The organism is Faecalibacterium sp. An121 (assembly GCF_002160915.1).
GTDB lineage: Bacteria > Bacillota > Clostridia > Oscillospirales > Ruminococcaceae > Faecalibacterium > Faecalibacterium avium.
The window spans coordinates 1-11814 of record NZ_NFLM01000034.1; the positions used below are offsets into that span (position 1 = coordinate 1).

Genomic DNA, 11814 nt, shown 5'->3' on the forward strand with positions numbered 1-11814 from the left:
GAGATGGAAGAAAACGGCAGCCTGGTAAAGTTTATCTTCAACCCCGACCGTGAAGCGGTTGTTGAAGAAAACAGTTCCGGTTTGACCCGTTACATCCGCAGCAGCGAGCTGATTGCCCGCAATACCGACGCTGCCAGGACGTACTATCACTATGTCAGCGACGAGATGGGGTCAACCACCCACATCGTTGATGAAGATGGGATCGTCCTTAACCACTATACCTATGACGCTTGGGGCAACCTTACGGCTCAGGAGGAAGCCGTCCCCAACCGCTTTAAGTTCACTGGCCAGCAGCTTGACCCAGTCACGCAGCAATACTACCTGCGCGCACGGTTCTACAATCCAGTCATCGCCCGATTCACTCAGGAGGACACCTACCGCGGCGATGGGCTGAACCTCTATGCGTATTGCCAGAACAATCCGGTATTTTATACCGATCCCAGCGGATATGCAGCGAAGGCCATTTGTGATACTAAGGCTGATGCTTACCGACAGAAGCAGGCTAACGGTGAGCAACTCACAAGGCAAGAGTGGGAAGAATTAAGACGATATGAGCGTGCTCATAACAATCCCAATTACAAACTTGAACGAGATGAAAGAATAACTCCTACTGATGCATATCATCGCCTGCATCCAAATCAGTCTACTAAGCCTAAAATAGAGATTGAAAAGAAATTCAATTTCTATGAAAGTAGTATTCAAATCACTAATAAGCAGCAAAAAAACAAACCTTTATATTCTCCAGATATTAACAAGTGGTATAAAAAAGAGGTAAAATTTCAATCGATGAAAACGGAACATGGACATACCTGGATTGGGAAGGAAATGCAGTATCGTATCCTAATTGACTGGTAGAAATATTATTTCCAGAGTGCTAAAATGAAATATAATACAAGCGATAAACGAAGACCGGCGAGAAATATTATGGCGATGATAGATGAATTTTTACAAGAAGTCCGGTCAATAAATTGGTTTCAACATAGTAAAAAAGCAGCAGATAAATATCATGTAATATATTCCATTTTTGAAGCCTATGATGATTGGAATGAGCAAATTGTGTTTGTCAATAAAAAAGTCTTGCAAAAGGGCGTCAAAAAAGTGAGCGCCTTCAACACCCAATAAACATGTCTGGACTGCATGTGGCGAGCCCCAACGCTCACCTTTTGGTGCGCTAACAGGGCGAGCTCTTTTGCAAGAGTTTTGGAGCCCTTTTGCGAGCGTCAGGTGCGCGAAATGTACACGCTCTTTTGCAAGAGTTTTGGAGCCCCAAAGCCCTTTTTCAAAAAGAACTGCGTTGCCGGTGCATGGACTGCGTAAGACGGTAACTTTCGCCGGAGAAGATCACAATATGGCTGTGGTGGATCAATCGGTCAACCAGAGCTGCCGTCAGCCTGTTGTCTCCAAAGACGGTGTTCCACTGAGAAAACTCCAAGTTGGAGGTAATAATCAGGCTCTTGCGCTCGTAGCAGTCAGAAATCACCTGGAACAGCAGCTCGGCTGCATCCTTGTGCAGCGGTACAAAGCCAATTTCGTCAATCACAATCAGCTCCACTTTTTTCAGTGAGCCGAGGAAGTTGTTGAGAGTGCCTTTGTTGTTCTTCTCGAGCAGGAGATTGGCAAGACCGGCTGCGGTAAAGAACCGCACTTTTCGCCCCTCCTGGCAAGCTTTCAGGGCAATAGCCGTTGCAAGATGTGTCTTACCTGTACCAACCGTTCCCATAAAAATCAGGTTTTCCTTGGGGGTGAGAAAGTGCAGATCAGTCATATATTCCTGCGTTAAACCGCTGGGAAGTTCAATGGCAGAATTCCAGACAAACTCATCCAGGGTTTTCAGTACACGGAACCCTGCTGTTTTCACCATGCGGTTAATACGGTTGGCCTCTCGCTCCTGCAACTCCAGCTTTAGAAGCTCGGTCACGTACTGCTCGGTGTTCTCGTACTGTACAGAACGCCAGCCCTTTGCCATACCGCCCAGCTTCACCTGCCGCATCATCAGTTCAATCTGCTCAGCCATGGGCATCGCCTCCCATCAGGCCATCGTAAATGGAAAGATTGGGATTGTAGTTCAGCATTGGGCCGGAAGTCAACTGCAATGGGTCAGGCCGGTATTCCTTTTTCGCAACCATGTAGTAGCACTGGCGCAGGCTGTCCGTATCGGTTCTTCCGTTCTGTGCGGCCAGCTCCAATGCATCGTCGCACAGGTCGGCATTGCCGTCGTTCACAATTTCGCTGAGAAGTTGTAAGGCGTTTTTGCGCTCTTTGCCTTGTGTGGAGGCCAAGTAAGTCTGCCATTGTTGCGGCATCTGGTGGAAGAACCTGGTGTTTTCCATTGCTCTGGGCTTTTTGCAGAGAGTGGACACATACTGCGTCCAGTCATAGATCTCATCATTCTGCTTGTAACTGCGCCGGAAGGTACCAACAGCATGGTGGTCATGGAAAAATTCAATGTGGTCAAAGAAGATTTTGGCCTGTACCACCTCGCCGGCCAGTGCCGGGGACAGTCCGTACCGGTTCGTGTCAATCACCACAAAACCGGTCTTGCTCACAGTCAGCGTAGAATAGCGGAATACGGAGAAGGGATAATCCGGCAGATTCAGCAGCGCATCCGCATCTGCCTGCCACAGTTCCCGGATCGGAATCTTGTGGATGTAGTGGTCACGCTGGGCATCCTTTTCGCACCAGCCCCACAGGTATTCCTCATTAAACTTTTCAAAGGAAGTAATGGTGGGAACCGGCACAAAGGCATTTCTGCGGCTGTATCCAACCTTGTTCTCCACATTGCCCTTCTCGTTGCCAGAGGCCGGATTACAGAACTCGGCCTGGAAACGGTAGTGCAGCATAAAACGGCTGAAACCCTCTGTGAGAGATCGCTCAGTGCCCCGCAAAACCTGTGCAACAGCGGTGGTCATGTTATCGAAACGAAGCCGGGGAGGTACACCGCCCATGTGTTCAAAGATGCGCTTCATCCCTTCCAGCAGGCACTCCTGGTTCTGCGAGGGGAATGCTTGCATATAACCCATATTAGAGTGCGGGAAGGAGATGGTCAGGGCGTAACCCTTCTGCTCCTGCCCACCGGCATCGTAATACAGGAACTCGCCAAAATCCACTTGACCACATCCGGGTGTGCGTTCCAGAGGAAGGAAACCTGCACTTTGGACTTTCATTACATACTTCTTCTTGCGGACATATCGCTTCACGCTGGAGTAGCTGCCTGTAAATCCGTACTCGTCCCGTAGGCGACAGAAAAGTCGCCAGGCTGTATGCCGCTGCTTTCTTGGCACCTTGCGGTCTGCTTCCAGCCAGCTGTCCACAATAGGAATGAACTTCCCCAGCACCGGATAACTCGTTGGCTCAGTATCCGGGAGATTGTCCTCGCTCCAGTTTTCCTTCTGGGCGTATTTCTGGACAGTTTCAAAGCTGTGACCCGTGATGCGGGATATTTCCCGCAAACTTTTCTCTTCATTTTCGTAGAGATCTTTGATATACTGCACTTGAGCCATTCTTAACACCTTTCCGCTACCTCCTTAGTTTATTCGACACAAACTAATGGTAGCTATAATTTGGGGGTGTTGACAATGGCTCATTTTTTGTGCCATTTGGGGTGCTCACATTTTGGCGCCCTTTTGCTCGATTTCTATTTTACCGAAAACAGAGCAAATGCTAAAAACATGGGAGCCACATATTTGCTCATTAGAAAATATTGCAGTTAAGAGAATTGGTGATGAGCAAATTGATAATATTTTTTCAGCCATTTCATCAGAAATTGGAGATGCTATTTGGAGAGAATGGAATAATTTTATCACAAGATGGCATTTAGAGGAAGAAATGGGACTGGATAATGAAATGTTGGATATGGTAAAAAGGGATGTATCCTGGGCGTGCATAGAAAAAACATTGAATGTGCATGGCTTTTTCAGTACATTACTTGAAATTTATAAAGATGGATATTTCCCTTGCGCATGGATTGGAGATTATCCCAACGGGCAAGCCGTAGTGCTATAACAATACTCCTTTATCGGAGAGATCATCAAGCCATCTTGACCCACTGCTGCCCCCAAACCTGTATCCGCGATTTGTCAGGATTGGTGGTAGCGTACTTTCGACTCTTGGCCCGGAGGCCAGAAAAGAACAAGGAATAGAGCGATGAATCGAAATTTGAAGGAGCAATAAATATGGAATTTCCTTTTTATGACGCACCGAATACTGCTGCAATTATTTGTTGTCACATAATAGAGAGTAAGTCCCCTATTTTGTATGTATCGCACGATGAAGACGATGGAATGTGGCAGTTTCTATGTGGACAAGTACATACAGCAGATGAAGCAAAATTAGTATCTTTAAGATGGGTTTTTGATTTTGATCATTCTGTCGGCGTTTTAGCGGATATGCCTTGCGGCTACTATGCCCAAAGAAAAAACCGAGAGGATAGTTGGACAATTAAAAAACGATAGCTTCCCATTTATCAGTGAAAAAGAAACGGAGGTGAGTGCATGGCAAAGTTAAAATCTATCGCTTTTGCCGTCGGAATTATGCTGCTGATTGGGGCGGCGCTATGCCTTTATTTTAGCTTGCAAAACCTGTCCTCTATCCGGCCTGCATCAGCCTATGAGGACATGGGTGTTCATACCTTTATGCCGGAGGAAGTTTATCCCGTACAGAGAGAGAACCACGCTACCGGGCGGCAGAAGCGCAACCACTCCACCACGACCGTCTACATCGTGCGCTATCGGGCAGAGGACGGGAGCGGCTATCAATACAAGTATGAGTCCGGCTCCGTAGAAAGCACCGCACAGAACATTTTGAAAACGGGCGACCCGATAGAACGGCGGGTGCTGTCCATATCCGGCGAGGACGGCTATATTACCATCGACGCAGACGAAACAGCGCAGACCTACGAAGCTCGGCAGAAGCGCACCTACTGGACGATTACCGGAGTGTCTGCGGCCTATTTGCTGGTATGGATTGCGGTCAATGGGCTGCTGCTCTATAAACGGCGCAAAGGAATGTAAATCAATTTAGCTTCTTGCCGGGAATGAAAAAGGTGATCCGCCGCAAAGCGGAGGAATAAACAAAGCGACAAATCGGAATTGAGGGACTGATGTGAGAAATTGTCTTGATTTTGAAGAAACGGAACAATATGGTCTGAGAAAAGGCATTGTTTTCTACTTTGATGATTTGATTGACGAAGAAATTATCACTTTCTTGGAAAGAATTATAGAACAGTTTCTTTTTATGACCCATGCAGAGTTTACAAAAAAGCGTGGCGGAAATGATTACCCCAACAGAAGAAATATTCGCGGCGGGTGGAGAAAGGTTTTCCATCGTGAATTTGACAACAAGGATTATAATTCCTCTCAGGTTTTGGTACTGGATAACTGCTCTCCACAACATCTGCAAACGATTTATACCCGTATCCAACTTAGTAATTATAGAAATTTTGCCTTTGATTCTGTGTGCAGTTTTCTTTATTTTCAGTGTCAGCTTGATACAGAGTGGTCAGATATTTATCAATTTATGGAAGATGTGAACCACAGGCTGAATATCTGCTATGCGAGTGCAGGATATGAAATGGCAATTAACATTCTTCACGGTCCGGGGAGTATGGGATATGGTATCCGGGCATTAAAAAATCTGGACTATGTCAATAGCGAAGAAACAGAATGGCTGCATCTTAGGGTAAGCAGTAAAACAGGTATTCCATGCCCTAATTTTATACAAGTTTTATGTTCAGACTGGGCAAAAAAGATAGATGATAAGGTACCAGACGAGATATGTGCCAAATTGGAAAATGGAAAGCTGTTTCTAGACATTCTCAATCGAATTTCCGAACGAATGTATGAACCAACATTTGAGGAAGTAGAAAGCCGTTATCAAAAGTTATATCATTTGCTAAAACCGATTCTCGTTTTTCCGGAGCGTACAAGATTTATGAAAAAAGAAGATTGGGAGAAACGACTGAAACGGTTTGAAGAAATATAGAACAATTCCCATTTATCGGGGAGATAGCAAACCCAGCCGAGCCGGTCAACGGCAAGATGAACGGCGCATACGCGCCGCCGTTGACGGCTCCGCCCGCCTTTGCTGGCAGGCAATCAAGAGGCAGACAGCAAGGAGTGCTGCCGCCCCGCGCTATTCCTTGTACAGATTGGAGCTAAAGGGGACTTCCACCCTTTTCAAATGTGTCCGGGCATAGTATAGTGGAATAAAGTCAACGATAAAATGAAAGGTAAAATAGAGCTGATGAAGGATATAGATATACGGATTGATAAAACAAAACTGTCGTCCGTAATGGAAATCATTGAACAGGCAGCGGAACTCATGTTAGAAAAAGGCCGCAACAACAATGAAAAAGCAAAATCGGATTTGGAAAAATTTCAGCAGAAGTTAAGGGAGATTACCGGAAACAATAAAATTCAAATTAGGGATTTTCAGGGATATTGGGGTTACACAAATTTAGAAACTGTGGCGAAAAAAGCTTTAGAACACCTAACAAAACCGAAAAGCGATCAAAGCGGCAGCAAGGGAGAAAAAAGCCAAATGGATATCAGCCCTGCGTTCATATCGGACGAGCAGGCGCCTGTATCGATGGAACCAGGCAAAGGTTCGCTCAACACCCCAGCGGTGCTTTCCAAGATGAGAGGAACTGTCCACCCCACGTCTGGCAATGCGGTGCTTTATATGTCTCACTGTGCACGCCTGTCTGCAAAACGGAAAATCGTACCCTTTATCAGCGTGAAGTTTCTGAGGATGACAAGTGGGTCTCCCGTGCAAATTTCGCAGGGACGGCAGATGATCCAGCATATATTCCAGCATTTTACAATCATTCACATTGGCGGCAGTGAGGCCGACAACAAGCGGAATTCCATTGCGATCCGTTATGAGATGATGTTTACTTCCAGGACGACCTCGATCTACGGGGTTGGGACCTGTGTGTTCGCCCCCCTTTTTACCTGGATGACAGAGCCGTCCATACAGGCTCTGCTCCAGTCGATCTTTTTCGTATCGTGTAAATTTTGCAGGATGACATGGTGAAGGCTCTCCCAAACACCAGCTTCCTGCCAGTCCCGAAGTCTGCGCCAGCAGGTCATACCACTGCCGCAGCCCATCTCCTGTGGCAGGTCTTCCCACGGTATCCCTGTCTTGAGTACAAAGATAATTCCGGTCAAAGCTGCCCGGTCAGGTATACGCGGATGGCCTCCTTTGGGCGTAGGCTTATGTTTTGGCAAAAGTGGTTCAATCTGACTCCACAGTTCGTCGCTTACCAGCTTCCTGGGCATTTGTTTCACCCCCACTGGTATTTTACTGCATATTCCTCTATTTGTCAGGTTTTGTTAGGTGCTCTAAGGAGGTGCAACAATTTGCTTAAATCAATCAGCGATAGATATACAAAAAATGACAAGAGAATAATAACATCTGATTGGGAACTTACACTTAAAGAGATGCGAAGATATCAAAACCTATGTTTTGGCAACAGAGTGGGACCTTTAGTAATTAATGTAATGTTAAAGATGAGTTCATTTAGCACATATTATGTTCCTATATATTTTGTTCATAATTTATGCAATGCATTTCCAGCGATTACTATGACTCTAAAAATTGAAGGTCCAATCATTACGCCTCAAAAGCATAATTCTTTTTATATGCAAGCATCGGAATTAATTAGAAAAAAAGCATATATTCCATTGGCTGGAGATTTGAACATTGATACTTTGATTGCATCGTATAAAATGCACTTTCAATCGCAAACCTTAACGAGCTATCGCGAATGTGAAGATTTAGCTTTGGTTTGCGGATGGACTGGACAAGCTCAAAAAATTGAATACTCATTAAAATTAGTTTATGATTTTTTAAAAGGATGGCCAGAAGATCGCTTTTTTTCCGAGTATAACGGATTTAAAAATTGGTTTAGTCTCTTAGAAAAAAAGGCTTGGAACACGACTGAATTACAGAAAGTAGCTAAATCAGAACTACTTGTGCACAAATTGAGCCAAACACCTGAGAGAAGATTAGTATTCTAAATCCTACTTGATCCTGCTGAAATCACGACTGCTTTTCGACTTTATTTGAACTTCCAAAAGAACTTTTCTAGTTATTTCTCACTCGTCCTATCCATTATATTAAATCATTTTACATCCGCAGCAGCGAGCTGATCGCACGCAATACAGACGCTGCAAGGACATATTACCACTATGTCAGCGATGAGATAGGGTCAACCACCCACATCGTTGATGAAGATGGCATTGTTCTTAACCATTACGACTATGACGCTTGGGGCAACATTACGGCTCAGGAGGAAGCCGTCCCCAACCGCTTCAAGTTCACCGGCCAGCAGCTTGACCCAGTCACGCAGCAGTATTACCTGCGTGCACGCTTCTATAACCCGGTCATTGCCCGCTTTACCCAGGAGGATACCTACCGCGGCGATGGGCTGAACCTGTACGCCTATTGTGCCAACCGGCCTACTTACTACATTGACCCGACCGGCCACTGGTGCGATACAAAACAGGACGCATTTAACAAGCTGGCATCTGAACGCGGCCTTGACCCTGACAAGATGGACTATGACACCAAGCAGCGCTTGATGGCAGAAGCTTCCAATATTGTCAAGGAGCAGAAGAAAAATCCCTATGCCGCAGCGCAGAATACTACACTTGCACTGCCAGAAAACTCACCCGCATCTAGTACAAGCCCTTATTCGCAAAAGTCAAAAGTTTTTAAAAAATATAGTGATTTTGTAGAATGGACTGCAACCGATTCCAAAGGAACAATGCAAACATATCAGATTCATCAAAGAACTGATATTGATTGGGACAAGATTAGAACCACAGGAAACCGTGATTTTATTGGAAAAACCAATGCAGTAGCTGCAAGAGAAAAAGGATTGGCTCCTGAACTGAATGATGGAAATTTGGCAACGCTACACCATCTTGGACAAGATTCAAGAGGTGGGCTGGTAGAGGCAAGCCGAAGATACCATGGAGTCGGAAAACCTGGTCAGAATATACTACATAGTCAATTCGGAAGGAATAAGCCAAATCCAAACCATCCCATAAATAGAGCAAGATTTGCTTACGATGTAAAAGAATACTGGAAATGGCGAGAGCAAAACAGATAATAGGAGAGTTATAGTATGTTAAGTATTTCTGAGATCAAAAAAAAGTGTTTGGAAACTCTAGGTGATAATGGAATCGGAGAACACGAAATTCATCAAATTGAATCTCTTTTAAATCTCTCTTTGCCAGATGATTTTAAGATGATTTCAGAATTTTTCAGCGGTGGCATTATAGGCGTCTTTGACAATTATAGCTTTATTCAAGGTCCATGGGATAACATAATCGACGAAACAATAAAAATGCGACATGCGGTAGGACTTCCACATCATTTTATTGTCCTGGCTGAACCGCCTGAAAGTTTAATTGTTTTAAACGTAAAATCACATCCTTCTGTTATATGGTGTGACTCTATAGATGTCGATCATTTGCTTGATGGTTTGTATGAGTCTCCTCCTAATACGTGGAATTATTATAAAGATTTTTTTTATGAACAGCTTTGCAATAACGACTCCGACGAATGAGATGCTCATTCATTTCAAATTCGAACATCTAACATATAGCTAAATACGGGCACATTATTCTAAGAACACCTAACACCTTTGATGGCAACATCCAGGTCAACCGTTACGACGCCGAGGGCCTGCGGCATGAGATGGAAGAAAATGGCAGCCTGGTGAAGTTTATCTTCAACCCTGACCGCGAGGTGATAGCTGAACAAAACTCCCTTGGCATTACCCGTTATATCCGCAGCAGCGAGCTGATCGCACGCAATACGGATGCCGCAAGGACGTATTACCACTATGTCAGCGATGAGATAGGGTCAACCACCCACATCGTTGATGAAGATGGCATTGTCCTCAATCGTTATGAGTATGATGCATGGGGTAATACAAATCTCTGTGAAGAAAAAGTCCCCAACCGCTTCAAGTTTACCGGCCAGCAGCTTGATCCGGTTACGCAGCAATACTACCTGCGCGCAAGGTTCTACAATCCGGTCATCGCCCGATTCACTCAGGAGGATACCTACCGCGGCGATGGGCTGAACCTGTATGCGTACTGCCAGAATAATCCGGTCTTTTATATTGATCCCAACGGGAATACAGCATCCTGTTTAAAAGACGCTTATCATACAAAGTTAGAGCAGCTATCAAAAGAATATGTTACGGACAACATGTCCGCTGAAGAAAGGGCAGCTGCACTACAACAGGCTAAGAAAGATGCTTATCAGGCCGCAAAAGAAGTCTATCAAGCAAACCATGCTGTAAATAATCCAGCTCCTAGCTTGCCCCAGGTATCGGGCAGGTCTATGACACAAGATCAGTGGAGATCAGCTTATAGGCAGACTCGTATTGGTGAAAACCAGATTACATTTTATCACGGTACAACAACAGCTTTTGCGTCTGCAATAAAAGCAAATGGCGTTGATTTAAGCCATGCAAATCGTGACATGGATTTTGGGAGAGGATTTTATGTTACTAAACTTGAAGATCAAGCTTTTTCATGGTCTCAATCAGTAGGAAAAAGACATCAAACCACAGGAGATGTAGTGATATTTGATGTTCCACAATCAGCTCTTGATGCATTGAATACTAAAACATTTGAATCAGCTAATACAGAATGGGGTGAGTTTGTTCTTGCCGGGCGTCAAGGAGCTAAAACCGAGTATGATATCGTATCTGGTCCATATCTATCTAACCCTAACACGTTTGTTAACAAGCATCAAGCACCAAACGGAAAAGGTCAACAAACGGCATTTTTAACTCAAAAAGCCGTTAGTATTCTCAATCAAAGTATTAGGAGATAATTATATGCTCTATTCTATACAAGAACTTTTCAAACTGATTGATCAACATAAAAGTTCAGATGAATTTTATGGCAAATTTACGGGAGGATTGGGAACTGATTACTACATAAACCGAATTACTAGATTTAATCCCGAGGAAAACAGAATTATTTGTGGCTTTGGAGAAGAGATTCCTTTGAGTGGGCTAGATATAGAAAAAAAATCTATCTCAATTAAAGAAAACGAAGCTATCCTATTTCTATATAATTTACATAATGAAGATTTTATGATTGATCGCCAGAGGAGCATCAATGATATCCTAGAATTTATGTATAGTACTGGCGGAATTCAAAATGAATTTTGGGGAGATATAGGAATTATTTATAAGAATCAAAGAAAAAAATGTTATGTGCGAACTCAGTCAGGCAATCTCGTCATGAAAGATGATATTACCAAAACAAAGATTACAGACATAAAGTCAGCGTACCGAATAGAATTGGTATAAGTAGAAAGTATAGCATCAAGTAAGTGAAGTTTCCAAAATAATCGTCAAAAGGAGTGACATGAGATGAGTGAGCAGAACCACCTTGAACTTGGGCGAGTCATTCTTGACTTTCCCATCCAGGCATATACCATCAAGTCCCTCCATGTCCATGAAGAGGCCAATGCTCACGGCTCTCTGTCACTCCTTTTTGTCGCCAGAGGACCCGTCTCTGAGCAGGACTGTATCCGCTATGCGGACTCCCCCATCCGTATCCTGGATGACCAGGGCAATCCCATCTTCTGCGGCACCTGCTCCCTTATCAGCACGCATAACCTGAACCAGTACTGCGAAGTCCAGATCGAAGCGCATACCCACTCCCAGAAAATGGATGTGGCAGCGCACAGCAGGACCTTCCAGGACCCCGGTAAAATGCTGTCCCAGGTCCTGGAGCAGATGCTGGAACCATACGGCGCTCTTTTCCAGATCCAGGAAGA

Annotated in this window: 14 protein-coding genes and 2 pseudogenes; 13 read left to right on the forward strand and 3 right to left on the reverse strand. The window is 44.5% G+C overall.

Annotation, left to right across the window (positions count from 1 at the left end; all coding sequences use genetic code 11):
• Together B5E66_RS13255 and B5E66_RS12980 are read left to right on the forward strand one after the other, a co-directional pair.
• On the forward strand, nt 1–855 hold an 855-nt coding region (locus tag B5E66_RS13255), incomplete at its 5' end, for an RHS repeat-associated core domain-containing protein (protein ID WP_342395006.1).
• Nucleotides 856–924: 69 nt separating this feature from the next.
• On the forward strand, nt 925–1122 hold the full coding sequence (locus B5E66_RS12980) for a hypothetical protein (RefSeq protein ID WP_143406998.1): 198 nt from the start codon (nt 925–927) through the stop codon (nt 1120–1122).
• A 157-nt stretch (nt 1123–1279) separates the two neighbouring features.
• On the opposite strand, the gene istB is transcribed toward B5E66_RS12980, so the two are convergent.
• Nucleotides 1280–2014: an IS21-like element helper ATPase IstB gene (gene istB, locus B5E66_RS12155; RefSeq protein WP_087233573.1), complete on the reverse strand. Its 735-nt coding sequence runs from the start codon at nt 2012–2014 to the stop codon at nt 1280–1282.
• Complete coding sequence (gene istA / locus B5E66_RS12160) at nt 2007–3500, reverse strand: IS21 family transposase (RefSeq protein WP_087233576.1); 1494 nt, start codon at nt 3498–3500, stop codon at nt 2007–2009. The genes istB and istA overlap by 8 nt, the downstream gene beginning before the upstream one ends.
• A gap of 157 nt (nt 3501–3657) precedes the next feature.
• Between istA and B5E66_RS12985 the strand changes: the two genes are divergently transcribed.
• The 4 genes from B5E66_RS12985 (at nt 3658) to B5E66_RS12990 (ending at nt 5979) form a co-directional block, all read left to right on the forward strand.
• Nucleotides 3658–4002 carry a hypothetical protein gene (locus B5E66_RS12985; protein ID WP_143406999.1) on the forward strand — a complete coding sequence of 115 codons (345 nt, stop codon included), beginning with the start codon at nt 3658–3660 and terminating at the stop codon, nt 4000–4002.
• A gap of 170 nt (nt 4003–4172) precedes the next feature.
• Complete coding sequence (locus B5E66_RS12165) at nt 4173–4451, forward strand: hypothetical protein (protein WP_087233579.1); 279 nt, start codon at nt 4173–4175, stop codon at nt 4449–4451.
• 39 nt (nt 4452–4490) lie between these two features.
• Complete coding sequence (locus B5E66_RS12170; protein ID WP_087233582.1) at nt 4491–5009, forward strand: hypothetical protein; 519 nt, start codon at nt 4491–4493, stop codon at nt 5007–5009.
• Between the two features lie 91 nt (nt 5010–5100).
• Complete coding sequence (locus tag B5E66_RS12990) at nt 5101–5979, forward strand: hypothetical protein (RefSeq protein WP_143407000.1); 879 nt, start codon at nt 5101–5103, stop codon at nt 5977–5979.
• Between the two features lie 576 nt (nt 5980–6555).
• Here the strand turns inward: B5E66_RS12990 and B5E66_RS12180 are convergent.
• Nucleotides 6556–7277, reverse strand: a pseudogene (locus B5E66_RS12180) (IS5 family transposase); the annotation flags it as partial.
• 81 nt (nt 7278–7358) lie between these two features.
• On the opposite strand from B5E66_RS12180, the gene B5E66_RS12995 reads away from it, so the two are divergent.
• From B5E66_RS12995 to B5E66_RS12210, 7 genes and pseudogenes are all read left to right on the forward strand, one after another.
• Nucleotides 7359–8018 carry a hypothetical protein gene (locus tag B5E66_RS12995; RefSeq protein ID WP_143407001.1) on the forward strand — a complete coding sequence of 220 codons (660 nt, stop codon included), beginning with the start codon at nt 7359–7361 and terminating at the stop codon, nt 8016–8018.
• Between the two features lie 230 nt (nt 8019–8248).
• A pseudogene (locus B5E66_RS13530) lies at nt 8249–8488 on the forward strand (RHS repeat-associated core domain-containing protein); the annotation flags it as partial.
• A 93-nt stretch (nt 8489–8581) separates the two neighbouring features.
• On the forward strand, nt 8582–9115 hold the full coding sequence (locus B5E66_RS12190) for an HNH/ENDO VII family nuclease (RefSeq protein ID WP_158098362.1): 534 nt from the start codon (nt 8582–8584) through the stop codon (nt 9113–9115).
• 15 nt (nt 9116–9130) lie between these two features.
• Entirely contained in the window at nt 9131–9574 is a 444-nt protein-coding gene (locus tag B5E66_RS12195) for an SMI1/KNR4 family protein (protein WP_087233594.1), read from the forward strand.
• 131 nt (nt 9575–9705) lie between these two features.
• On the forward strand, nt 9706–10857 hold the full coding sequence (locus B5E66_RS12200; protein WP_087233597.1) for an RHS repeat-associated core domain-containing protein: 1152 nt from the start codon (nt 9706–9708) through the stop codon (nt 10855–10857).
• Nucleotides 10858–10861: 4 nt separating this feature from the next.
• Nucleotides 10862–11341, forward strand: a complete 480-nt coding sequence (locus tag B5E66_RS12205; protein WP_087233600.1) for a hypothetical protein — start codon at nt 10862–10864, stop codon at nt 11339–11341.
• A gap of 63 nt (nt 11342–11404) precedes the next feature.
• On the forward strand, nt 11405–11814 hold a 410-nt coding region (locus B5E66_RS12210), incomplete at its 3' end, for a hypothetical protein (RefSeq protein WP_143407002.1).

Coding starts and splice junctions, on each gene's coding strand:
- B5E66_RS12980 (WP_143406998.1), top strand. CDS start 925: ATGGCGATGATAGATGAATTTTTACAAGAAGTCCGGTCAATAAATTGG.
- istB (WP_087233573.1), bottom strand. CDS start 2,014: ATGGCTGAGCAGATTGAACTGATGATGCGGCAGGTGAAGCTGGGCGGT.
- istA (WP_087233576.1), bottom strand. CDS start 3,500: ATGGCTCAAGTGCAGTATATCAAAGATCTCTACGAAAATGAAGAGAAA.
- B5E66_RS12985 (WP_143406999.1), top strand. CDS start 3,658: ATGCTAAAAACATGGGAGCCACATATTTGCTCATTAGAAAATATTGCA.
- B5E66_RS12165 (WP_087233579.1), top strand. CDS start 4,173: ATGGAATTTCCTTTTTATGACGCACCGAATACTGCTGCAATTATTTGT.
- B5E66_RS12170 (WP_087233582.1), top strand. CDS start 4,491: ATGGCAAAGTTAAAATCTATCGCTTTTGCCGTCGGAATTATGCTGCTG.
- B5E66_RS12190 (WP_158098362.1), top strand. CDS start 8,582: ATGGCAGAAGCTTCCAATATTGTCAAGGAGCAGAAGAAAAATCCCTAT.
- B5E66_RS12195 (WP_087233594.1), top strand. CDS start 9,131: ATGTTAAGTATTTCTGAGATCAAAAAAAAGTGTTTGGAAACTCTAGGT.
- B5E66_RS12200 (WP_087233597.1), top strand. CDS start 9,706: ATGGAAGAAAATGGCAGCCTGGTGAAGTTTATCTTCAACCCTGACCGC.
- B5E66_RS12205 (WP_087233600.1), top strand. CDS start 10,862: ATGCTCTATTCTATACAAGAACTTTTCAAACTGATTGATCAACATAAA.